The sequence below is a fragment of the Nitrobacter sp. genome (assembly GCF_047149785.1).
Lineage (GTDB): Bacteria > Pseudomonadota > Alphaproteobacteria > Rhizobiales > Xanthobacteraceae > Nitrobacter.
Map to the genome: position 1 here is coordinate 522938 of NZ_BAAGBE010000001.1, position 23298 is coordinate 546235.

Below are 23298 nucleotides of genomic sequence, written 5' to 3' on the forward strand. Positions count from 1 at the left end.
TAGCGATGGCGCAATGCATTGTCGCCGTGTGTGCGCTGCAATGCCATCAGGAACGGAACTGCGTACTTAACGGTGAAAAAGGCCGATAGCCCAATTTGACAACGTTATATTTGTATAGATATATCATTTAGGCGCTGCAGACGTGATGTCCGCGAAGAGAATGATTTGAGACCGCCTGTTTCGGTAGGCTCACCGGGATGGCGATGCCGGTCATGTCGTTCGCTACGTATAATGGTCAGGAGAGCCGGGCATGCGCGGGGTGTTGGTGCATGAGCTACAGCGGTCGGAGGAGATGCGCCTCCGGCGGTTCTTCATGCGTCGCTTTCGTAACGCCGCTGAAGCGGCCGATGCCACGCAGGAAACGTTCCTGCGTATGCTCGACGCGCCGCCAAAAACGATTATCGAGAACCCGCAAGCCTATCTGTTCCAGATCGCGAAGTCGGTCGCCCGCATTACGGCGGCCCGTCTTGCCGCAGATTCGGACCTGTTTCTGCCGGCGATCGCCGGCGAGAACCAGGCGACGGATGTGCCGGACCAGGAGCGGATCGTCAACGGCCACCAGTGCCTGATCCTGCTGGCGAGGGCAATCGAGAAGTTGCCGAACCGTTGCCAGGAGGTCTTTATTCTGAGCCGCCTGCACGGCCTAGCGAATGGCGAGATCGCAGACCGGCTCGGCATTTCGCGCAACATGGTGGAAAAGCACATCATCAAGGCGCTGATTCAGTGTCGGAAGATACGCTCCGAGATTTTTCTTTAATAGCGACGTCAGGTAATACCCGGCTTACGACTCTAATTAAGGTAGTAGCGGTCTTTGGCCGATGCGGGCCGAAAATGGACTGCCGGGGCGAATATGCCGGACAGGTTTTCGCAGCACATCGACGATCGGATTGCCGAGGAAGCGGCCGGCTGGGTCGCGCGCCTGCAATCCAGCGATGCGACCGAGCAAGATCGTCAGGAATTCCAGCTTTGGCTCAAGCGTGACGCCGCGCACCGGGCGGCTTACGACGAGTTCAAGCATCTTTGGGCCGACCTGAAAGACGTTCCGATCCCGTCGGATCGCCTGAAGAAGTTGCGGATGTCCAGGCGCGCGGCGGTGCGAAACATTGTCGCGATCGGCATCATCGCGACCCTGTCCGTCGCGCTCTACCGCATGGGTTTTGTGGATCGCATGCGGGCAGACTATTACACGGCCATCGGTGAAGTGCGCAGCATCACGCTTGCCGATGGTTCTCGCGTCGACCTGAACACGGACTCGGCGATCGTTGTTCGCTATTCGCAAGGCGAGCGGCGAATTCAACTTTTGCGCGGCGAGGCCTTCTTCGATGTCGCTCGCAATCCGGAGCGCCCGTTCGTCGTCGTCGACGCTTCCCTGAAGGCAACTGCTCTCGGCACGCAGTATGGCGTGCGTGCCGCGTCGGACGCTTCTCTCGGAGACGTGCGGGTCGAACAAGGCCGCGTGGAAGTCACTAGCAGCCGGGATCAGGTCGTGCTTGAAGCCGGCGGCGTGGCGAGCCTAACAACGCAGGGCCGTCTTGCGGTGACGACAGCCGATGTCGCCAATGAGACGGCGTGGCGAAGCGGAAAGCTGGTGTTTTCCGGCCAACCTCTCCGCGACGTGCTCGCGACCCTAGAACGCTATCGTCATGGGCGCATCATGGTGCTTGACAGCGCTGCGGCAGAGCAGCGAGTCTCCGGTATCTTCGACCTGAACGATACCGATCAGGCGCTTCAGGTGCTCGAGGAAAACCTGCCGGTGAGCGTGACGCATCTGACCGGCCTCATGGTCGTTGTCCGCTCTCGTTAAAGAGATTTCGAAAACAGCGCGCTTGGACAGGCGCTGTGAGAAGCCCTTCAACTTTTTTCGAGATCGACGTCAGGAGGCACCCCCCCTTTTGACTCTGAGTCAGTAAGGGGCGCGTGCCTATTGCCGCCCCGACTGCTTTTGGGGACATTGGGGGCGGACATGGCGTTTGGAAGTGTCTGGGGAATGGCGGGCAGCAGGATTGCAAAGGTTGCGCTCGCTGGAGTTTCGCTTGCTTCGATTAACACGACGCTTCATGCACAGACGGCCGATCCGCAAACCGCGGCAGTCCAATCCGCCGGCACGGTGAATGTTTCCGTCCCCGCGGGCTCGCTGGAAAGTGGCCTCCTGGGCCTCGGGCGTCAGACCAATCTTCGAATGGTTTATCGGAGCAATCTGACGGCCGGCAAACGCACCGCTGGCGTTAGCGGGCAGATGACCCCGCCACAGGCGGTGAGGCAGCTTCTCGCCGGTACTGGTCTGAGCGCTGCATTCACGACTGCGAACACGGTGCAGGTTTACGATCCGTCGGCACCTGTCGATGTTGGCGCGCTGCCATCGGGTGCAATCCCGCTGCCCACGATATCGGTGACAGGCCAGGGAGAGGGCACCGCCGAACACGGCTACAGGGTCGAGACCGCCAAGACCACCGGTCCCTGGGGCAACAAGCCGATCCTCGATACGCCTTATTCGATCAATGCGACGTCGTCAGAACTGATGCAAAACAGGATCGTCGGATCGAACGATGAACTCTTCAAATTCAACCCTATGGTACAGCTCACGCGACCTACCTCAGCGTTTGGCGCTCCGACAGTCATGATAAGAGGTTTGGATCAGACCACTGCAAGTGGTTTTGTACTAGACGGCGTTCCCGTCCGCTATTCCTGGCTTGGCGGCGGTATGGAAGACATGGAGCGCATAGAAGTCCTCTCCGGGCTTTCCGGCTTTCTTTACGGTGCGAACAATGTCGGCGGAATGGTGAATTATGTCACCAAGCGCCCGACGGTGACGCCTCTCTTTAATTTCACGGTCGGCAACTATGGCGGCTCACAGTATTTCGAGCATCTCGACCTAGGCGGCCCGCTCGATAAGGAAGGTAAGTTCGCCTACCGGTTCAACGCGCTCTACCAGGACGGCAATGACGCCATTGGTGTCGGTCAGAGGAGAGCCAACTTTAGCGGCGCGGTGGACTGGAATGTGACCGACTCTCTCAAGGTCTCGATTACCGCCGCACACGATGACTATCGGCGTACGGGGACTGGCGGCGTAGGCATAAGCTTCAGCACGCCGGGACCGATTCCCTCCGCAAAGGATTTCGACAACACGAGGCCGCTAACGCCCAATTGGGGTTTCAACTATCTGAAACAAGACCGAGTAGGCGCCAATGTCCAGTGGGATATCGACGATGAGACGACGCTAAGGGCGGCGGCTCTCTATCTCAAGGAGACGAGATTTAGCTCGTCGCCGCAGCCGATGGGAGTCCTAGCTAATGGGACATATTCTTTCCAAGCCTTTCGCGTTTTCGGCCCCGAATCCAATATTAATGGCGGCTATCTCTACGTCGACAGAAAGTTCGACACCTTCGGCATTCGTCACAAGGTGACGTTCGGGACAAATTTCAGTGGATACGACCAATACACTTTCCAGAACCCCCCGGGGGCCAGTGGTACATTTCCAACTCTTGCTGCTGCCCTGAACTCCGCGCCGCTCGTATTCAATTCCGTTTATCCATTCCCGGGACACCGGGCAGTTAATTTCAAGAACACTAATATTGTTCTGGGAGACGACATCACCCTCAATCGATATTTCTCGATTCTGGTCGGCGCAAACCGCGCGACGATCGAGACATACAATTATAATACCACGGGGGCCACGACCGCCGCCTATGACAAGTCGGCGGTCACGCCGTCCGCATCGCTGATTTTCAAGCCGACGTCCAACGTCTCGCTCTATGGCACCTATATCGAATCGCTCGAGAGTGGCGGAACCGTTTCCCTGACGAACATCCCGCCCTATACCAACGCCGGAGCGGTTTTGCCGGCGACGATCAGCAAGCAGGTCGAGGTCGGGGCCAAGGCCAACGTGGGCGGCGTTTTCCTTACCCTTGCGGCCTTTCAGATCGACAAGGCGAACCTCTATGATACCGCCAATCCCGACGGCACATTGACCAGGAACCAGGACGGCCGCCAGATCCACAAGGGGATCGAACTGACCGCGACTGGCAAAGTGACCGACGACCTGACGATCATGGGCGGCGGCTACTATCTTGATCCGGAGGTAACAAAGACCAATAACGCCGCCCTTCTTGGCAAGGAACCACAACGTGTGTCGAGGTGGAGGGGCTCGCTGTGGGGCGAATACCGGCTGCCGTTCCTTAAGACGCTGTTCCTGACCGGAGGCGTGAGCTACGTCGGCTCGTCTTATGTTGACGCTCTGAATACGATTCTCGTTCCGTCCTACACAGTCGGGGACGTGGGGCTGCGCTACGAGACGGCTGTCAACGGTACGCCGGTGGTTATGCGTCTGAACGTGCAGAATGTCGCCGACAACCACTACTGGGTAAATGGCAGTGTTTTGTACCAGGGATTACCGAGAACCTATTCGTTTTCGGCCACCGCCAAGTTTTGAGCCGCGCGTGTAGGAGATAGATCTCTTGGGCGCGAGGAGCGAGGAAGTCACGCATCGATTTGATGGTCTTCTGTCATCGTTTCCCGGCGTTTGGTGCAAGGGCAGCTCTTATGGGTGACTCTGCACAGGCGAGGCACGAAATGCGTTCGCGCCGTCGCGTGATCCTGCTGGCGAAGGCCGGCTGCCGTATCGGCTCCCTCTGGTTCTGTTCGGAGGAGCGCTGGAAGGCGCGGGCGTTGCTGGCCGGAGTGGTCGCGCTCAACCTTGCCGGCGTCGGCACGGCGGTGGCGTATAGCTATTGGAACGCAGCACTGTTCAACGCGCTCGGCGCCAGGGACTGGAATGCCTTCCTGTTCCAGCTCCTGGTGGTCTTCAGTTGTATTACTATCGTCAACGTTGTTCGTGCGTTTGGGAACGTCACGCTCAACAAATGGCTCACGATCCGCTGGCGGCGCTGGCTCACGGGACGCTATCTCGATGCCTGGCTCGCGGACGGCGCGCATTACCGGGTGCAGCTTGCCGGCGACGCGCCTGACAATCCGGACCAGCGCATCGCCGAGGACGTCAACCTCTATGTCACCTATGCGATTTCGACCGGCCTCGGCTTTCTGACCACGCTGGTGACGCTGGCCTCCTTCGGCACCATCCTGGCGACGATTCCAGTCAACGCTCCGTTTGAGTTGATGGGCATCGCGCTCCCGATACCCGCGATTCTCGTCGTGATATCGTTCATCTTTGCGGGTCTCGGCACCTGGGTAACGCATCTCGTTGGCCGCTCGCTGGTCGGCCTCGATGCTACGCAACAGAAGGCTGAAGCTGACTTCCGCTTCTCGCTGGCGCGGCTGCGTGAGAACGCCGAGGAGGTGGCGCATTTCAGCGGCGAGGCGGCCGAGCGCGCCCAGCTTGACCGACGCTTCGGTGCCATCATCACCAATTGGTACGCCTTGCTGTCGCGGCAGCGCTGGCTGAGCGCTGTCGCGACTGCGGTCAACGGCATTGCGAACATGTTTCCTTACATGATGTCGGTGCCGCTTTACTTCGCCGGCGCGATGCAACTCGGCGGCGTGACGCAGACCTCGGGGGTATTCCTGCGCGTCCGCTATGAACTCTCATTCCTGATGCGCAACTACACCGATCTGACCTATTGGGGTTCGGTGATCGACCGGCTGTCGGGCTTCGAGGAGTCGCTTGCGACGCTGCAGGAGCACGCAGGCAGCCGGATCGCGCACACTGCACACGATGATTGCGGCGCGGCGTTGCTCGCGCGCGATCTCGTGGTGCGGCGGCCGGACGGCGCTGCCATCGCCGCTGCCGCTTACTTCGCCTTGGCCCCTGGCGAGCGCGTGCTGATCCGCGGCCCCTCGGGCATCGGCAAGACCAGCCTGATACGGGCGCTGGCCGGGATCTGGCCGTTCGGCGAAGGCAGCGTGAGCGTTAAGCAGGGCGCGCGCCTGATGGCGCTGCCGCAACGCGGTTACCTGCCGCTCGGCGCACTGCGCGACGCGCTCGCTTATCCTGGCCTTGCCGGCACCATCTCTGACGAGATGCTGCGCGACGCGCTGGTTGCAGTCGGGCTGTCGGCGCTTGCCGACCGGCTTGACGACGATATCGCATCCGCATCCGGCCTGTCCGGCGGCGAGCGGCAGCGCATCGCCTTCGCGCGCGCCCTGCTGCACCGGCCCGACATCCTGCTGCTCGACGAGGCGACCTCGGCGCTGGATGAGGAGTCCGAGGCCGGCCTCCATCGCCTGCTCGCGGAGCACCTTCCACTTGCGGCGATCCTGAACGCCGGGCACCGTGCCTCGCTCACCGCCTTTCATACCCGCACCATATACCTCGCCCCAGGCGAAGACGGGTCGCGACTCGTCCGCCGTGCCGCCATCGACAGGTCGATCGCCATCGTTCGTGTTGCCGTCGCTGAATGAACCCTGCCAAACCGACTGAAAGGACCACCTTCATGAACCTGTCGATTCCATCTTCCATCTTCGCGCATGGCCATCCTTCCGCCGCCACGCCGGCCGAACTGTCGCCGACCCAGGCTGCCGCCCTCGAGCGATTGCGCGAGAACGTTCGCAGCGTGCCTGTGACGGTGCTTCTCGGCGGTGTCGGGGCAGGCAAGACCACGTTGCTTAACAGGCTGATCGAGGAATTCGGTGGCATCCGCATCGCCTGCCGCGACGTGTTGCAGGCTGCGGAAGGAGCGAACCATCCCGCCTATGAAGAAGGGCTGCACCGGGTGGTCGACGCCGCGCTCGACAAGGCCGACATCGTCTTTGTCGAGGACCTTGACCTGTTTTGCTTCACGAACAAGTTTGCAATGGCCTATCCGCGCCCGTACTATTTGAACACAACATTACAGGCGTTGTTGGAGACCGCCCGCGCCAAAGGCAAGCGGCTGGTGTTTACCGTCACAGATCGCCTTAAGCTGGTTCCCCAGCTCGACGGGCGCGCGGTGTTCCTGCCGCTCGGCGCGCTGACGCCGGACGACTACAGCTTTTTCCTGGAGCGGAATCTGGGCGTGGAACGAGCTAGGCAGCTCGACGTCAAGCGCATCTTCAGTTTCGCATCCAAGCTGTCGGTCTATCAGCTCAACGAGGTCTGTGCATTGATACGCGACGATGCCGCGGCCAATGATCAGACCGTGCTCGACCTGCTCGACACCCGCATGCTGAGCAGCAACGTTTCGCTCGGCGAGGTCGCCAAGGTCGACTTCTCCAACCTCAAGGGCTTCAAGGAGATCGCCGAGAAACTGCAGACCTTCATCGTCAACCCGATGATGTTCGATTCCCGCTTCGCCGATCTCGGCCTGATGCCGAAGAAGGGCATTCTCCTTTATGGCCCGCCCGGCACCGGCAAAACCAGCGTCGGCCGCGCGCTTGCGCACCGCATGAAGGGCAAGTTCTTCATGATCGACGGCACCATCTTCAGCGAGTCGCCGGACTCGTTCTACCCGAAGGTGCGGAACGTGTTCGACCAGGCCAAGCTCAGCACGCCGTCCGTGATCTTCATCGACGACGCCGACGTGCTGATGCAAAGCGAGCGGGTGCACGGATTGAACCGCTACCTTCTCACCATGCTCGACGGATTGGAGACGGAAACCGCCGGCAAGGTCGCGGTGATCCTGACCGCGATGGACCCCAACCAGATGCCGGCGGCTTTGCTGCGCGCCGGCCGCGTCGAACTGTGGCTGGAGACCAAACTACCCGACGCGCGCGCCCGCCAGGAAATCCTCGACAGCAACCTTGCCAAGCTGCCGGAAAGGCTCGGCGCTTATGACGTGGAGCGCGTCAAGGCCGCGACCGAAGGCTTCAATGCCGCCGATATCAGCCGCGTGGTGGCCGACGTCAAGGCACTCTACGTCGCCGATGTGATCCGCGACATCAAGCCGGCGACGCTCGACAGCTATTTCGACCGTGCCGCCGAAGAAATCCGCCGCACTAAGGAGCTGATCGCCTCGGCCCAGGCTGGCACGCTCGAAACCTCCGAGCCGCGCGGCAACTTCTACGGACCGAAGTCGCGGAAGCGGGTCGACCAGACCGTCGTCTGAATTCAGTAAGACACGATGTCCGGCTTGCCCAGGCAACGCCGGCATCGATGGCTGTGAGTGCCCTGCTGGGAGGCTGTTTGGTTTGATGCTGGCGTTAAGGCTGCGCCGCTCGGTCTAGTCGTAGCGCTGGCGAGTCCATAGGAACGAGGAACGCGAATAATGACGGGATTTGCAACAGGGGCGACACGTCTGGGGTTTGTCGTCATGCTCGCCGTTCTTGCTGCTGTGACGCAGGCAGGAGCGCAGCAGCAGAACGGCAACAGCGCTAGTTCTGCAACGCCGATGTCATCGACGCCATCGGCGATCACGCCTGGGCCAGCGCCTGTTGTCGCGCCGCAAAGTCTAACAACAACATCGCCTGCATCGGACGCGGCGGCGACCGCTGCGCCAGCATTCGGCGAAACGTCGGCGTCACCGGCGCCTGTTGGTGCCTCGCAGCAGTTTCCGCCTGCATCATCCCCCACGTCTGACTCGACTGAAGCGGGTGCGCTGCCGGCTCGATCTGTGTCCGCATCTGCTCCGTCTGTGGCGTCGGCGTCACCTTCTACGCTGCCGCAAGACCTCTCGCCGTGGGGGATGTTAATGCAGGCGGACGTGGTTGTGAAGGCGGTGATGATCGGGCTTGCGTTCGCCTCGCTGGTGACGTGGACGATCTGGCTGGCGCGGGGGCTGGAGCTTGCGGCGACGCGGCGGCGGGCGCAGAGCTGCGTGCGCAAGCTGATGCGCGCGGACAGTCTTGGAGCGGCGCGCGCCGCGATCGCGGAAGGCTGGACCGGCAAGGGCCCGGTGGCGGAACTGATGGCGGCGGCGGAGCGCGAATGCAGCCGTTCGAACGATCTGTCGGCGGAAGGCATCAAGGAGCGCCTCGCCATCGCGCTGTCGCGGATCGAGGCGAAAGCGGGCCGCGACATCGCCCGCGGCACCGGGCTTCTGGCGACGATCGGCGCGACCGCGCCCTTCGTCGGCCTGTTCGGCACGGTGTGGGGGATCATGAACGCCTTCATCGGCATCTCCCATTCCCGGACCACCAATCTTGCGGTGGTGGCGCCGGGCATCGCCGAGGCGCTGCTCGCCACCGCGCTCGGTCTTGTGGCCGCGATCCCGGCGGTGATCATCTACAACGTGTTCGCGCGCGCGCTGGCGAGCTACCGGGCGCTGCTGTCGGACGCCTCCGGCGAGATCGTCCAGCACATCTCGCGCGACCTGGAGCGGCAGGCGCGGGGACTGGTCTCCTCCGTGGTGCCGCTGTCGCGCGCCCGCCCCGCCGCGGAGTGATGCGCCATGGCGGTATCGCTCAAGAACCTGCAGGACGGCGGCATCGACGAGCTGAGCGAGATCAACGTCACGCCCTTCATCGACGTGATGCTGGTGCTCTTGATCATCTTCATGGTGGCGGCGCCTTTGTCGACCGTGGACGTCGCGGTCGACCTGCCGGTGTCGAACGCGCAGCCGCAGCCGCGCCCGGACAAGCCGGTGTTCCTGACCGTGAAGCAGGACCTGACGCTGGCGCTCGGCAATGACGAGGTGCCGCGCAACGCATTGCAGGCGACGCTCGATCAGCAGACCGGCAACGACCGCGAGCAGCGGGTGTTCCTGCGCGCCGACGGGACGGTGGCCTACAGCGAGTTGATGGCCGTGATGAACCTGTTGCGCGGCGCCGGCTATCTCAAGATCGCGCTGGTGGGGCTGGAGGATACCGGGCAGGGGGCCGATCCTCCTGCGCCGGTGGCGGCGACGCAGCCATGAAGATCGACTGGCGCGATCCGGACGGGCGGGCGCAAGGCACGGTCAGCGCGACCGCGGCGCTGCGCTGGACCGCGGCCGGGTTCGCCGTGGTTGCGCTGCATGCCGGCGGCATCTGGCTGGCGCTGAACTGGCCGGCCGCGGCCGAGCCGCCCGGCGATCCGCCGGCCGCGATCATGATGGAGCTCGCGCCGCTCGCGGTCGCGCCCGAGGTGCCGCAGCAGGACATCGCGCCGGGGCCGCAGATGGACGAGGCCGAGGACCAGCCGGAACCGGAGAAGCCGGTTGAGGAGAAGGTCGAGCCAGAGCCTGAACTGAAGCCGGTGAAGACCAAGATCAAGCCGCCCGAGCTGCCGAAGTTGGAGAAGGCGGAAGTGGTGCTGCCGCCCATGGAGCGGCCGAAACCGAAACCGAAGAAAAAGCTGAAGAAGAAAAAACAGAAGAAGGCGCCGCGCACCACCGCGCCGCCGAACTCGCAGGTGCAACGTGCGGACCGTGCTGCTGCGCCAGCCGAAGGCATGGAATCGTCGATGTCGCCGGCCTCGTGGAAGGGCGCACTGATGGCCCATCTCAACCGTTACAAACGCTTCCCGCCAGGTGCAGCCAGCACCGGCATCGCCATGGTCGCGTTCACGATCGACCGTTCGGGTCGCGTACTTTCCGCGCGTCTGGTGCGCTCGGCCGGCGACGGCGCGCTCGATACTGAAGCCGTGTCCTTGCCGCGCCGCGCCAGCCCCGTTCCCGCCCCGCCGCCCAACATCGGCGGCGGCTCGATCACGCTCGCCGTCCCCATCAGGTTCACACGATGACCCCCTTCAAACGTCCATCGTCCGCTTCCCTCGCCGCGCTCGCAACTGCGCCGCATCTGCGTGACCAAGTTGCGATTCTGTGCATGATTAACTTCGATCATGTGATAATTGAAAAAAGACCTAGTGGATATCAACACAGAGAACGCGCGCATCTTAGCTCACAAGATCAAAAAAGCCCCAGCGCGGCTTACTCGCCATACCTCAGATGGCGCCGGTCATGCCGCTAATCTTGGGACGACTTGTTCTATCAATCGTAAGAATTGGTAACTGGCCATTTCCACAGATACCGGCGGTTCCCCGCTTTGAGGGGAGTCGAATCTATTCGCAGGGATCGGGGGGTGTAACGCTTCCCCGCAATCACTCACTGCGATCCGCAGAGAGCGATCCCAACCATTGCTCCTTGCCCGAGGGTAAAGGAGGCGCCAAGGCTGGAGGAAGACCGCCCCAGTTTCGCCCCAGAAACCATGACGATAGACGTCGATGGATGCGATCGAACGGCAACAAACTGCAAGAAAATCAACGCCCGGGCGTTTTTCCCCGGCGCTCATAACGGTCTGGTTGCAGGTTCGAGTCCTGCCGGGCCCACCAGTAAAATCTGATAGTTGCCACTACCGCTACGCGCCGCGTGTGCCCCACCGTCCCGGTTATCGCTCCATATTGCGGCGTCCGATCTTTTCAGCCATTTTGTCGCGTGGCTCGCCCTGGGATGGCGGCGTTACTTGACGACGGGTTCGCGTGCGAGACTTTCACCCGGGTAACGTAAAAAAGCTCTCGCCAGTTTCGCGGCGGAGACCGGTCACCACATCTGACGATAGTCGGGAAATTTCCGCAGCGTCGTGTCATAGCGCGCCGGAACGATCCATGGCAGCGCCTGCCGCATGATCCGGTTGGCGGTCGGCGAGACGTGCCGTACATAAAGATCGATCGGGTCCAGCCGATGGCGCAGGTGCAGCTTGGGATCGTAATTCAGTCCGCTGCTGCGGAAACGCTTGTAGCCATGTGTCATCGCCCAGGCGATCACGTCTCGAGAAATGTAGTGATAGAGATGGAGGTCGAGGGCGAAGTCGTAATCGAGGCCGATATATTCGGCGAAGATATCCTCGCCCTCCACCATGCACAGCGCGAAGGCCATCAGGGTATTTCCGCGATACCAGATGAAGAAACGAGTCTTGTCACTCATCTCGCAGCCGAGACGACGGAAGTAGTCCTTGGTCAGCTTCTCGAAATGAAAGTGCGAGCGCTCGTAGGTCTGCAGATAGAGCGGATAGAGCTCGTCGATGAAGCTCGCCGCGTTATCGGTTACCGTCATTTCAAGGTCGGACCTCTCGGCGGCATGGAATTTCTTGCGCAGATCACGGCGCGTCTTCGCGCTTAATGCGCTCTGCATGTAGTCATCGAAACTGTTGTAGTCGATGTCGAGCGTAGTCATCGGCATGCTTGGCGCGCGACCGAACCCCTCACGCTCGAAATACGCCAGGTCGCGGCGATCATTGCGTGGAAATTCCTTGAGAACAATCATCTGTGCGCCCAACGCATGCGCCTGTGCAACGATATTTTGCGCCAGGGCCCTGGCGACGGCCGCGGACGAAAGATACGCACTGGCCGCAAGATGCCCTTCGCCCGCCGTGCAACCGAGCATCAACGTACGCAGTTTCAAAAAACGTGGATAGCGGCAGCGGATACGTCCGACGAGCGACGAACGATCGGGCTTGATGCCTTCCAGCACGTCCTGGTCGAGCAGGAAATATGGTTGCACCGCCAGCACGCGGCCTGACGGATCGCGGATCGCGAAACAGCCGTACTCGAAGTGATCGCGGACCGTGTCCGCAATGATCTCGTAATAGCGGTGATCCTTGCGCTGGCCGGCGAAGGCGATCCGCCACGCCTCGCAGGTTCGCAGCTCGTCGCGGCCGATCGGCGCGACCGAAAGGAATTCAGGATCGGGTATGCGCCGTTCCAACCTATGTCCGCCCAACCTACGTCCGCCTGTTCAAGGCTCCTAAGATGCCGATGAGCGCTCTGAAGGCCGTCACCGGCGTCAAAGGGACGAGCAATGGCCTTGCGGCCCCAAAGCATATCAGAACGAAAAGGGTGACGGAGCAAATCCGCGTGAAGCTTTCAGATCAGCATGACATGGTCAAGCTACGCTTCCCGTTTCGGGGAATCGGGAAACAAATAAGGGGTCGATCATCGACCCCGACGATTTCCTAAGTAAGGCGGCCGTAGTAGTCGTCGACCGCCTTGGTGCTGCCCGGCTCTTCCCAGTCCCAGCCGCTCTCGGACGCGTACCTCGGCGCGCGGTTGAGCTGGTCTACGGTAAGCCCGGTGCGATAGCCTCCCACCCGGGTGTCGTATTTCAAGGCGTTCCAGGGCAGCGGATAATGATCGTTGCCGATCCCCAGGAATCCGCCGAAACCCAGCACTGCATACGATACGCGCCCGCTGGTCTTCTCGATCATGACGCGCTCGATCGTTCCGATCTCACGGTCGTCGGCGCCGTAGACCGCGGTTCCTGCAACCTTGTCGCTGCCGATCAGCGTGCTTGTTTCTCTCGCTTCGGTGGCCATGCATTCTCCTTTCGGTGGGATATAGAAGCGGCTGGCGTGGTAAATGTTCCCGGCACGAGAAGCTCTGTCCGGCACGCGCGCCGTATGAAAAGAAAGAAGCAACAGCAGCAACGCGATCAGTACGATCAAGCCGCTCGCTATAACGATGATGAAATAACGCGACATATATTGCCAACGCCGCCGCTAAAAATTCGTTTCGGCTTGCGGCCCGGACTATTTGGGCGGCTGCAGTTCCGGCGAGTTTGCCCATTTGTAAAGCGTCGCAGCAGCCCGGGCCTTGTCAATTTTATTCAGCAGATCGTCTCGTTCCGGTCCGGGCGGAAGTGAGCCGGCCTTGCCGCTTGCATCGGAGATGAAGTCAAAAAGGCGCTGATCTTGAAACGGTTTTTTGAAACAATTTCGTATGCCCATGGCGCGCTCCTTTCCGTGGGAGGAAGGCGGGAGCGCAACCGGCGTTCTCATCACCGGTGGATACCTAGAGCCTTGCGGTGACGCAGGGCCAATGTACGGCGCCACTTATCGTTCCAAAGTTTTCCTGCGGGATTGTTGCAGGTACAGGAGGAAAGGCTTTCCCAGACAGGAACATGTGGTCCGTCTCTTCGTTGGCGTTCCTTCGTTGGTTCGGATGGAGCAAGACATGTTGAAAATTGTGCCGTTAGCGATTTTGGCCATAGGAACATTGATAAGCGCCGGCGCGTTGTTGTTCTCGCAAAATGGGGCTTACTGCTTGCAGGGCCCAAAGTGGGGTTATCCTGGTCGCTGCGAATTCTCGACCTATCGGCAGTGCACGGCAGCCGCCATAGGGAAAGACGCGGCGTGCGCTATAAATCCGAAAGTAAGGTAACAAGGATAAAACCCGGACGCCAGGATGGGCTCCAGTCAGCCTCATTCCCGCAAATTGCCCGCCCGCAAATAGCCGGGTCGTCCTTGACGTCTTTCCACAAAGCGAGTCAGCCTCTCAATGGGAGGTCTGCCATCGGCCCGGTGCCGCTACTTAATCTGGCGGGCTCGACCCTGCCGGCACCACGCTCAACCGCATTCGCCGCTAACGCGACCGCAAGGCAGCTAAGCACGTTACCACGTCCGCTCGCGGCGCGTGGAAGCGGCGCCTGGCGACATTATGGTGCTCGACTCGTCCGCCGCCGTCGCGCGCACGACACCGTGCGGAAGCTGCAGCACGGTTGCGATCTGGCCTTCGACCAGGCGGGTAAGCAGCACGGTCTCGCCGTTGGCGAATTCCAACGCGTCATGATGCGCCGTCGGCTTTTCGAGAGCAACCTGACGGAAACGCGCCAGCCGCTCGCCGATCCGCCGCTTCGGCATCAAGGGAAAGTTCGGCTCGGCCCTGACCTCGCGATCAAACGCAACTTCCGTACCGGGAAGCAGGCATATCGCGACGCCTGGCTCTCCGATTTCGGTGAAGCCGCGCGTCATGGACGTAGGGAACCGGGTCGTCACCAGTCGCTGGCCGGCGGCGGCGGAACGTGACGCAATGTGTTGCAAGCTGTAATCGCACATCAGAAGCCTCCATTTTGAACGAGACCCGATCTGCAGTCCTGATCATCCCCAACACATTCGATTGAATTAAGTTTCGAGCAGGCGGAAGGAATATTTCGTCTGAATCACTCGATGTGACTGGGCGGCGGCTTGCTCGTGCCAGCATCCGGGCCGGTCTTCGATCATCCGTAGCGATGGCAAGCTCGCTTACGGGAGTGGGAGCAGCGGCTCGGTGAGAGCGGCATCTCGAGTCAGGCGTTTCTTCATGCGAACCGGATTCCCCTTCGCTCGAAAACGCCAATTATTAGAAGACAAAACCCGCCGGTACTTTGTGGGGTCTCCGGCGGGTCTATGCTCTCTAGGGAGTGGACGAGGTGTGCTGAACTCGTCCGATTCGATAACGCGCATTGCCGGGAAAGGGTTCGGCATGCCGCACAAAAATCCGCCGGTGAGGGGGCGGCACCGACGAGTCCCGCAGCCTCTTCCGGGAGGCGATTGGAATGCCAGGGCCGTCCTTTCGCGACTGATGCGCGGTGCTGACGTTTGTTCCGATGGTTGCGGCCGGCGCGTGCACAAATCCGCCAGTGACGGAGATCACCGGCGGGTTACTCGGACGGGCGCGACGGTTGGTGAAACCGCCGGCCGGACAATGCGAATGATCGGCGATTCCAGCCGGAATAGCGGCTCAGTTCGCAACCAACGGATTTCGCGGACTATCGCCCGGTTCTTGACCGGGCCCTTACATTCCAGCATCCGTTTCGTTATGGAAAATTAAGGCGATAATCGCAAGGCGGTCCGTTTCAGTGTGATAGGATCGTACAAGCGCCGAATTGTCGCTGCTTGGGTGGACAGGGGGCAGGGTTTGAGTCCGTTTCAAGACCTGCAACTGCCCGAGCTTTCGTTTGCCTCTGTGCAAGGTTTGTGAACACCTCGACAGCGAACTCATGGACCGGCCTGTAGATCCCCTTCACGAATCCCAGCTTGCCGAGCCTGCGCAGGTCAGCCCGCACAGGTCGCGCCGGCGTCTCGTATGGCTCGTTCTGCTGATTCTATTGGTCGGCGCCGGCGTCCTGCTGTGGCGACAGCATCGGGCACCGTCGGCGACAAACGGCCGCGTTGTGCCGCCTACATCGGTGGCGGTTGCAGTTGTCGGCAAGGGCGATATCGGCGTCAACCTCAATGCTCTCGGCACGGTTACATCGCTGGCCACGGTTACCATACGGACCCAGATCAGCGGCTACCTGATGAAGATCGATTTCAAGGAAGGCGAGGAGGTCAAGAAAGGTGACCTGCTCGCGGAAATCGATCCGCGCCCCTACGAGGCCGCGCTGGCGCAGGCCAATGGCAACCTGACCCGCGACCAGGCACTTTTGAAAGGCGCACAGGTCGATCTGACCCGCTATCGGGGATTGGCGGCCCAAAACGCCGTGCCGCACCAGACGCTCGATACCCAGGTGGCGTTGGTCGCTCAATATCAAGGCACTGTCGAAGCCGATCACGCGGCCGTGAAAGCTGCCGAAGTCAACCTGCAATTCTGCCACATCGTCTCGCCGCTCGACGGCCGCGTCGGATTGCGGCAGGTCGATCAGGGCAACTACGTGACGCCGGGTGACACCAACGGCCTGGTCGTCATCACGCAACTGCATCCGATCAGCGTGCTTTTCACGGTTCCGGAAGACAACCTCCAGGCGATCGCAAAGCGTCTCCAGGCGGGGGCCACCCTGCCGGCGACCGCCTACGACCGCAGTGGCGCCAACAAGATCGCCGACGGCACGCTGCAAACCTTCGACAGCCAGATCGACCCGACAACCGGCACCATCAAGCTGCGCGCGCGGTTCCCAAATGATGCGCGCACGCTTTATCCGAACCAGTTCGTCAACATCCGACTCCTGGTCGATACTCACAGCAACGTCACGGTCATGCCGACGGCCGGCGTTCAGCGCGGCGTGCCGGGCACCTTCGTCTATCTCGTCAACGCCGACAACACCGTGTCCGTCCGCAAGGTCGACCTTGGCGTCACCGACGGTGTCCATGTCGAGGTCTTGTCCGGGCTCAACCCCGGCGATCGCGTTGTCATCGACGGCGCCGACAAGCTGCGCGACGGCGCCAAGATCGCCGTACGCGCGGAAGCCGGCCAGGGCGGCAACCCGGCGTCGACGACAGAGCAGAGCGGCCACGGCGCCAAAAAACAGCGACCGGACGGTGGCCAAAAGCAATGAGCCCGTCGCGACCATTCATTCTGCGGCCGGTCGCTACCACGCTCCTGATGTCGGCGATCATGCTGTCCGGTCTGCTCGCCTTCCGCTTCCTGCCGGTCGCAGCGCTTCCCGAAGTCGATTACCCGACCATTCAGGTGCAGACGTTCTATCCTGGCGCGAGCCCGGACATCATGACGTCTTCCGTCACCGCACCGCTGGAAGTGCAACTCGGCCAGATGCCGAACCTTACGCAGATGAGTTCGGTGAGTTCGGCCGGAGCTTCGGTCATCACCCTGCAATTCGGACTCAGCATTTCGCTCGACATCGCCGAGCAGGAGGTACAAGCCGCGATCAATGCGGCGGGCAATCTGCTGCCTTCCGATCTGCCCGCGCCGCCGATCTACGCCAAGGTCAATCCCGCCGACGCGCCGATCCTGACGCTGGGACTGACCTCGAAGACGATGCCGCTGACGCAGGTGGAGGACTTCGCCGACACGCGGATCGCGCAAAAGATTTCGCAGCTTCCCGGCGTCGGACTGGTCAGCATCAGCGGCGGTCAACGTCCGGCCGTGCGCATCCGCGCCGACGTTCGCAAGCTCGCCGCCTACGGGCTGAACATCGACGACCTGCGCACCACGCTCGGCAACGCCAACGTCAACACGCCAAAGGGCAACTTCGACGGGTCGATGCGCGCCTACACCATCAACGCCAACGACCAGATCCGCAAGGTGGCCGATTACAAGTCGCTGATCGTCGCTTACAAGAATGGCTCGCCGATCCGCCTCTCCGACGTCGGCGACGTCGTGGACGGCGCGCAGAACGACAAGCTCGGCGCCTGGATGAACCGGGAACCCGCGATCATTCTCAACGTGCAACGACAACCGGGCGCCAATGTGATTTCGGTGGCCGCCGGCATCAAGGAGCTTCTGCCGCAGTTGCAGGCCTCGCTCCCGAGCGCGATCGAGGTCAACATTCTCACCGACCGCACCGTCACCATCCGCGCCTCGGTGCATGACGTGGAATACGAGCTGACGCTGGCGGTTATCCTGGTCGTGCTGGTGATCTTCGTGTTCCTGCGCAGCACGCGCGCGACGCTGATCCCGAGCCTCTCCGTGCCGTTGTCGCTGGTCGGAACGCTCGGCGCGATGTACCTGTTCGGATTCAGTCTCAATAATCTGTCCCTGATGGCGCTGACGATCGCGACCGGCTTCGTGGTCGATGACGCGATCGTCGTGATCGAGAACATCTCGCGCTATATCGAGGCGGGCGAGACGCCGCTGCAAGCCGCGCTACGCGGTTCCGAGCAAATCGGCTTCACCATCATCTCGCTGACGGTTTCGTTGATCGCCGTGCTGATCCCGTTGCTGTTCATGGGCGATGTGGTCGGTCGGCTGTTCCGCGAATTTGCGATCACGCTCTCGGTCACGATCCTGATCTCGGGCATCGTGTCGCTGACGCTGGTGCCGATGGCCTGCGCGAAGCTTCTGAGGCCGGCGACCGAGGAGAACGAGAACGCCTTCCAGCGTTACAGCCGCGAAGGCTTCGACCGGCTGATCGTCATCTACGGCCGCGCCCTCAACTGGGTGCTCGACCGCCAGACCATGGTGCTGCTGGTCGCGCTCGGCACCTTCGCGCTCACCGGCGCGCTCTACATCCTCATTCCCAAGGGATTCTTCCCGCTGCAGGACACCGGCGTCATTCAGGCGATCTCGGAGGCCCCGCAATCGGTGTCCTTCACGGCGATGGCGGAACGCCAGCAGCGATTGGCCTCCGCCATCCTCGAAGATCCGGACGTCGCCAGCCTGTCCTCGTTCATCGGCGTTGACGGCGCCAACACGACGCTCAACAGCGGCCGCATCCTGATCAATCTCAAACCGTTCGATCAGCGCCGCTCGGGCGTTGTCGCGGTGATGCGGCGTATCAAGGCTCGTGCAGCCGCCATTCCAGGCATCAACCTCTACATGCAGCCGGTGCAGGATCTCACGATCGAAGGCACGGTCAGCCGGACGCAATACCAATTCTCGCTTCAGGATGCCGACGCCGCGCAGCTCTCCGAGTGGACGCCGAAGCTGGTCGACAAGCTGAACCGGCTTCCCCAGCTTGCTGATGTCACCAGCGACGTCTCGGCGCGGGGGCTTTCGGTGTTCGTCGATATCGATCGCGATCAGGCGGCGCGCTTCGGCATTACGCCCGCGACCATCGACAACGCGCTCTACGATTCCTACGGGCAACGGATCGTCTCGACGATTTTCACAAATTCGAACCAGTATCGCGTGATACTCGAAGCCGACCCGTCGTTGCAGAACTCCTTGCAGGCGCTGTCGTCGATCTATCTACCATCCTCGGTCGGCAGCACGCCGGTGCCGCTGTCGGTGCTGGCGAAAATCCGCGAAGAGACCGCGCCGTTGCAGGTCAGCCACCTCGGGCAGTTTCCTGCGGCCACGATCTCGTTCAACCTCGCTCCAGGCGCCTCGCTGGGTGAGGCGGTAACCGCGATCAAGCAGGCGGAAGCCGACCTCGGGCTGCCGGCGAGTGTCATCAGCACCTTTCAGGGCGCGGCGCTGGCGTTCCAATCCTCGCTCTCGAACCAGATATTCCTGATCCTGGCCGCGATCGTCACGGTCTATATCGTGCTCGGCGTGCTCTACGAGAGCTTCGTCCACCCGCTCACGATTCTTTCAACGCTGCCGTCCGCCGGCATCGGCGCGCTGCTCGCACTGATGGCCGCCGGGCAGGATCTCACCATCGTCGCGATCATCGGCATCATCCTGCTGATCGGCATCGTGAAGAAGAACGCGATCATGATGATCGACTTCGCGCTCGACGCCGAACGCAATGCGGGCAGGGCACCGCGCGACGCGATTTATCAGGCCTGCCTGTTGCGGTTCCGTCCCATCCTGATGACCACGATGGCCGCGGTGCTCGGCGCGCTTCCGCTGATGCTCGGTACCGGCGCAGGCTCGGAGTTGCGACACCCGCTCGGCATCTCGATCGTCGGCGGCCTGCTTGTCAGCCAGTTTCTGACGCTGTTCACGACGCCCGTGATCTATCTCTGGTTCGACCGCCTCGCACTGCGTATCTCCGGGCAATCGCTTAGCGGCCGAAACGTTGCCGGCGGAGCCGAGCCGTGAGTCTCTCGACTCCGTTCATCCGCCGCCCGGTCGCGACAACGCTGCTCACGATCGGGCTCGCGGTGGTGGGCGTCGCCGCGTTCTTCAAGTTGCCGGTTTCGCCGCTGCCGCAGGTCGACTTTCCGACCATCTCGGTGCGGGCGACCTTGCCCGGCGGCAGTCCGCAGGACGTCGCCACCACCGTCGCCAGTCCGCTGGAGCGCCACCTCGGCCAGATCGCCGACGTCACCGAGATGACGTCGGCGAGTACCGTTGGATCGACGCGCATTACGTTGCAGTTCGGGCTCAGCCGCAACATCGACGGCGCGGCACGCGATGTGCAGGCTGCGATCAATGCCGCCCGCGCGGATCTCCCGACCAGCCTGCGCGCCAACCCGATCTATCGCAAAGTCAACCCCGCCGACGCGCCGATCATGGTGCTGACGCTGACCTCCGACACGCTGGAACGCGGCCGGCTTTACGATGCCGCGTCCACCGTCCTGTCGCAGAAACTCTCGCAGGTGGAAGGAATCGGCGAAGTCACCGTTGGCGGAAGTTCGCTGCCGGCCGTGCGCGTGGAACTCATTCCGCAGGCGCTCTACAAATATGGCATCGGTCTCGAAGACGTCCGCGCCGCGATCTCCAGCGCCAATGCCCATAGCCCGAAGGGCGGCATCGACGTCGGCGAGCGGCGTTATCAGATTTACGCCAACGATCAGGCCAACAAGGCGGAGCAATACAAGTCGCTGATCGTGGCCTATCGCAACGGCGCAGCCGTTCGTCTCTCCGATGTCGGCGAAGTGACCGACTCGGTCGAGAACCTTCGTAACGCGGGTCTTGCCAACGGCAAGCCTGCCGTCCTCATCATTCTTTACCGGCAGCCCGGCGCCAACATCATCGGCATCGTCGATCGCGTGATTGCGCTGCTGCCGCAATTGCGCGCGTCGGTATCGCCGGCCATCAGCCTCAACGTCGCGGTGGACCGATCGACCACCATTCGATCATCCCTGCATGATGTCGAAATCGCGTTACTGCTGGCCGTCTTTTTGGTGGTTGTCGTGGTTTTCGTCTTTCTGCGCAACGGCCGCGCGACGCTCATTCCCGTCGTCGCGGTATCCGTCTCGCTGGTCGCGACCTTCGCGGTCATGTACCTGGTGGGCTACAGCCTCGACAATCTGTCGCTGATGGCGTTGACGGTCGCCACCGGCTTCGTGGTCGACGATGCCATCGTCGTTCTCGAAAACATTACGCGCCACATCGAGGCCGGGATGCCCCGCCTCGACGCCGCGCTGCTCGGCGCGAAGGAAGTCGGATTCACCGTGCTTTCAATGAGCGTGTCGCTGATTGCGGTCTTCATCCCGATTCTTCTGATGGGCGGCATCGTGGGACGGCTGTTCCGTGAATTCGCGATGACGATCTCGATCGCGGTGGTCATTTCATTGGTGATATCGCTAGCGACCACACCGGTGATGTGCGCCATGCTGTTGCGCCGCGATGCCGACCGCGCTCACGGTCGGCTCTATCAGGCCAGCGAGCGGATTTTCAACGCAATGCTGAACGGCTACCGGCGCACGCTCGCGGTCGCGCTGCGCCACCCGCGCTCGGTGATGGCGGTTTTGTTCATGATACTCGGCCTCAATTTTTACCTCTACGATATCATTCCGAAAGGCTTCTTCCCTCAGCAGGACACCGGACGGATGATCGGCATCGTCCAGGCGGACCAGAGCATCTCGTTTCAACTGATGCAGCAGAAACTCACGCAGTTCGTCACGATCTTGAAGAAGGATCCCGCGGTCGAGACCGTGGTTGGCTTCACCGGCGGCGGCCAGACCAATTCCGGCTTCATGTTCGTTTCGCTGAAGCCGCGCAGCCAGCGCGGGATTTCCGCCGACCAGGTCATGGGCCGCCTGCGCCGCGAGATGGCCGTGGTGCCCGGGGCGACGCTCTTCCTCCTGGCCGTGCAGGACATTCGCGCCGGCGGGCGCGCCAGCAACGCGCAATATCAATATACGCTGCAAAGCCCGTCGTTGGAGGAACTCAATGAATGGACGCCGAAGATCACCGCCGCGCTCCAGAAGGAGTCTGATCTTGCCGACGTCAACAGCGACCGGCAGAACAAGGGCCTCGAATCCAATGTCGTGATCGACCGCGACGCCGCCGCGCGACTCGGCATTACGGTCAGCCAGATCGACAACACGCTGTACGACGCCTTCGGTCAGCGTCAGGTATCGACGATTTACGTCGCGCGCAACCAATATCACGTCATCATGGAAGTGGCGCCACGCTTCTGGCAGAATCCGGAAACGCTGAAGGATGTCTTCATCAGCACCTCGGGCGGTTCGGTGGGCGGCTCGCAGGCGACCAATGCGGTCGCCGGAACCATCGTTGCGCCGGGCCAATCGGCATCGGCGAATTCCGCCAACGCCCAGGCCGCCCGCAATCTCGCGACCAATTCGATCGGCGCCACCGGCAAGGGCGCATCCTCGACGGGCTCGGCGGTGAGCACCAGCCAGGAAACGATGATCCCGCTGTCGGCCGTCGCACGATTTGCACAGGGCGCGACGCCACTCGCGGTCAACCATCAGGGACTGCTGGTCGCCAATACCATTTCGTTCAACCTTCCGCCGAACGTCTCGCTCAGCACAGCCGCCGCCACGATCGAGGCGACGATGGATCGGATCGGCGTCCCGGCGACGATCCACGGCGGCTTCCAGGGCACCGCGAAGGTGTTCCAGGAATCGCTCAACAACCAGCCTTTCCTGATTCTCGCCGCGCTGCTGACGATCTACATCGTCCTCGGCGTGCTCTACGAAAGCTACGTGCACCCGCTCACGATCCTGTCCACGTTACCGTCGGCGGGTGTCGGCGCGCTACTGGCGCTGATGGCGTTCAATATAGAGTTCAGCATCATGTCGCTGATCGGCGTCATCCTGCTGATCGGCATCGTGAAGAAAAACGCGATCATGATGATCGACTTTGCGCTTGAGGCCGAACGCGCGCGCGGCCTGTCCTCATCCGAAGCGATCTACGAAGCCAGCCTGCTCCGGTTCCGGCCGATCATGATGACGACCATGGCCGCGCTGCTCGGAGCGCTGCCGCTCGCGATCGGCATGGGCGAGGGCAGCGAATTGCGGCGGCCGCTCGGTATCGCCATCGTCGGCGGCCTCATCCTGAGTCAGATGCTGACGCTCTATACGACGCCTGTCATCTATCTCTATCTCGACCGGTTCCGGCTGTGGTCGAAGCGTCTTAAGGCCGGCCGGCAGCACAGGCTGCCGCCGCAGGCCCAGCCCGGGGAATGACAGCGCATGTGGCCTATCGACAACACAAGGAGACGACATGGCGATGCATGCCGTGGTAATCGGTGAGGTCGCCCCCTTGTAAGTGCTAAGACACGA

The 23298-nt window shown here is 61.8% G+C and carries 16 protein-coding genes; 12 read left to right on the forward strand and 4 right to left on the reverse strand.

The genetic code is table 11. The features are described 5' to 3' along the window. Positions 1 to 250 precede the first annotated feature (250 nt). From ACMDCM_RS02450 to ACMDCM_RS02485, 8 genes are all read left to right on the forward strand, one after another. The gene (locus ACMDCM_RS02450) at positions 251 to 757 is read left to right on the forward strand and encodes an RNA polymerase sigma factor (protein WP_412772081.1); all 507 of its coding nucleotides are present in this window, start codon (positions 251 to 253) and stop codon (positions 755 to 757) included. 93 nt (positions 758 to 850) lie between these two features. Beyond that, positions 851 to 1804 (forward strand): FecR family protein, encoded by a 954-nt coding sequence (locus ACMDCM_RS02455; protein WP_412772082.1) that lies wholly within the window; start codon positions 851 to 853, stop codon positions 1802 to 1804. Positions 1805 to 1987: 183 nt separating this feature from the next. Continuing rightward, positions 1988 to 4429, forward strand: coding sequence for a TonB-dependent siderophore receptor (locus tag ACMDCM_RS02460; RefSeq protein ID WP_412772083.1), 2442 nt, complete (start codon positions 1988 to 1990; stop codon positions 4427 to 4429). A 140-nt stretch (positions 4430 to 4569) separates the two neighbouring features. Further along, positions 4570 to 6354 (forward strand): ABC transporter ATP-binding protein/permease, encoded by a 1785-nt coding sequence (locus ACMDCM_RS02465; protein ID WP_412772084.1) that lies wholly within the window; start codon positions 4570 to 4572, stop codon positions 6352 to 6354. Between the two features lie 32 nt (positions 6355 to 6386). Next, positions 6387 to 7976 carry an AAA family ATPase gene (locus ACMDCM_RS02470; protein ID WP_412772085.1) on the forward strand — a complete coding sequence of 530 codons (1590 nt, stop codon included), beginning with the start codon at positions 6387 to 6389 and terminating at the stop codon, positions 7974 to 7976. A gap of 159 nt (positions 7977 to 8135) precedes the next feature. Continuing rightward, the gene (gene exbB, locus ACMDCM_RS02475) at positions 8136 to 9251 is read left to right on the forward strand and encodes a tonB-system energizer ExbB (RefSeq protein ID WP_412772086.1); all 1116 of its coding nucleotides are present in this window, start codon (positions 8136 to 8138) and stop codon (positions 9249 to 9251) included. A gap of 6 nt (positions 9252 to 9257) precedes the next feature. Next, complete coding sequence (gene exbD / locus ACMDCM_RS02480) at positions 9258 to 9722, forward strand: TonB system transport protein ExbD (protein WP_412772087.1); 465 nt, start codon at positions 9258 to 9260, stop codon at positions 9720 to 9722. Further along, positions 9719 to 10528 carry an energy transducer TonB family protein gene (locus ACMDCM_RS02485; protein WP_412772088.1) on the forward strand — a complete coding sequence of 270 codons (810 nt, stop codon included), beginning with the start codon at positions 9719 to 9721 and terminating at the stop codon, positions 10526 to 10528. The genes exbD and ACMDCM_RS02485 overlap by 4 nt, the downstream gene beginning before the upstream one ends. Positions 10529 to 11324: 796 nt before the next feature. Here the strand turns inward: ACMDCM_RS02485 and ACMDCM_RS02490 are convergent. The 3 genes from ACMDCM_RS02490 to ACMDCM_RS02500 form a co-directional block, all read right to left on the reverse strand. After that, complete coding sequence (locus tag ACMDCM_RS02490) at positions 11325 to 12488, reverse strand: GNAT family N-acetyltransferase (protein WP_412772089.1); 1164 nt, start codon at positions 12486 to 12488, stop codon at positions 11325 to 11327. Positions 12489 to 12735: 247 nt separating this feature from the next. Then, positions 12736 to 13095 carry a PRC-barrel domain-containing protein gene (locus tag ACMDCM_RS02495; RefSeq protein WP_412774640.1) on the reverse strand — a complete coding sequence of 120 codons (360 nt, stop codon included), beginning with the start codon at positions 13093 to 13095 and terminating at the stop codon, positions 12736 to 12738. A gap of 213 nt (positions 13096 to 13308) precedes the next feature. Next, the gene (locus ACMDCM_RS02500; protein ID WP_412772090.1) at positions 13309 to 13506 is read right to left on the reverse strand and encodes a hypothetical protein; all 198 of its coding nucleotides are present in this window, start codon (positions 13504 to 13506) and stop codon (positions 13309 to 13311) included. Positions 13507 to 13732: 226 nt separating this feature from the next. On the opposite strand from ACMDCM_RS02500, the gene ACMDCM_RS02505 reads away from it, so the two are divergent. Further along, entirely contained in the window at positions 13733 to 13939 is a 207-nt protein-coding gene (locus tag ACMDCM_RS02505; protein ID WP_412772091.1) for a DUF3551 domain-containing protein, read from the forward strand. Between the two features lie 230 nt (positions 13940 to 14169). Here ACMDCM_RS02505 and ACMDCM_RS02510 read toward each other — a convergent pair whose 3' ends face one another. Beyond that, positions 14170 to 14613, reverse strand: a complete 444-nt coding sequence (locus ACMDCM_RS02510) for a hypothetical protein (protein ID WP_412772092.1) — start codon at positions 14611 to 14613, stop codon at positions 14170 to 14172. A gap of 923 nt (positions 14614 to 15536) precedes the next feature. Between ACMDCM_RS02510 and ACMDCM_RS02515 the strand changes: the two genes are divergently transcribed. Genes ACMDCM_RS02515 through ACMDCM_RS02525 form a run of 3 tightly spaced genes read left to right on the forward strand, consistent with a single transcriptional unit; the run spans position 15537 to position 23202 of the window. Next, the gene (locus ACMDCM_RS02515) at positions 15537 to 16811 is read left to right on the forward strand and encodes an MdtA/MuxA family multidrug efflux RND transporter periplasmic adaptor subunit (RefSeq protein WP_412772093.1); all 1275 of its coding nucleotides are present in this window, start codon (positions 15537 to 15539) and stop codon (positions 16809 to 16811) included. Next, positions 16808 to 19921 (forward strand): MdtB/MuxB family multidrug efflux RND transporter permease subunit, encoded by a 3114-nt coding sequence (locus tag ACMDCM_RS02520; protein WP_412772094.1) that lies wholly within the window; start codon positions 16808 to 16810, stop codon positions 19919 to 19921. Before ACMDCM_RS02515 ends, ACMDCM_RS02520 begins: the two co-directional genes overlap by 4 nt. After that, positions 19918 to 23202, forward strand: a complete 3285-nt coding sequence (locus ACMDCM_RS02525; protein WP_412772095.1) for an efflux RND transporter permease subunit — start codon at positions 19918 to 19920, stop codon at positions 23200 to 23202. Before ACMDCM_RS02520 ends, ACMDCM_RS02525 begins: the two co-directional genes overlap by 4 nt. The last annotated feature ends 96 nt before the right edge of the window (positions 23203 to 23298 follow it).

Excerpts from the sequence above, each read along its gene's own strand:
- ACMDCM_RS02450 (WP_412772081.1), top strand. The coding sequence starts at position 251 with ATGCGCGGGGTGTTGGTGCATGAGCTACAGCGGTCGGAGGAGATGCGC.
- ACMDCM_RS02455 (WP_412772082.1), top strand. The coding sequence starts at position 851 with ATGCCGGACAGGTTTTCGCAGCACATCGACGATCGGATTGCCGAGGAA.
- ACMDCM_RS02460 (WP_412772083.1), top strand. The coding sequence starts at position 1,988 with ATGGCGGGCAGCAGGATTGCAAAGGTTGCGCTCGCTGGAGTTTCGCTT.
- ACMDCM_RS02465 (WP_412772084.1), top strand. The coding sequence starts at position 4,570 with ATGCGTTCGCGCCGTCGCGTGATCCTGCTGGCGAAGGCCGGCTGCCGT.
- ACMDCM_RS02470 (WP_412772085.1), top strand. The coding sequence starts at position 6,387 with ATGAACCTGTCGATTCCATCTTCCATCTTCGCGCATGGCCATCCTTCC.
- exbB (WP_412772086.1), top strand. The coding sequence starts at position 8,136 with ATGACGGGATTTGCAACAGGGGCGACACGTCTGGGGTTTGTCGTCATG.
- exbD (WP_412772087.1), top strand. The coding sequence starts at position 9,258 with ATGGCGGTATCGCTCAAGAACCTGCAGGACGGCGGCATCGACGAGCTG.
- ACMDCM_RS02485 (WP_412772088.1), top strand. The coding sequence starts at position 9,719 with ATGAAGATCGACTGGCGCGATCCGGACGGGCGGGCGCAAGGCACGGTC.
- ACMDCM_RS02495 (WP_412774640.1), bottom strand. The coding sequence starts at position 13,095 with ATGGCCACCGAAGCGAGAGAAACAAGCACGCTGATCGGCAGCGACAAG.
- ACMDCM_RS02500 (WP_412772090.1), bottom strand. The coding sequence starts at position 13,506 with ATGGGCATACGAAATTGTTTCAAAAAACCGTTTCAAGATCAGCGCCTT.
- ACMDCM_RS02505 (WP_412772091.1), top strand. The coding sequence starts at position 13,733 with ATGTTGAAAATTGTGCCGTTAGCGATTTTGGCCATAGGAACATTGATA.
- ACMDCM_RS02510 (WP_412772092.1), bottom strand. The coding sequence starts at position 14,613 with ATGTGCGATTACAGCTTGCAACACATTGCGTCACGTTCCGCCGCCGCC.
- ACMDCM_RS02515 (WP_412772093.1), top strand. The coding sequence starts at position 15,537 with ATGGACCGGCCTGTAGATCCCCTTCACGAATCCCAGCTTGCCGAGCCT.
- ACMDCM_RS02520 (WP_412772094.1), top strand. The coding sequence starts at position 16,808 with ATGAGCCCGTCGCGACCATTCATTCTGCGGCCGGTCGCTACCACGCTC.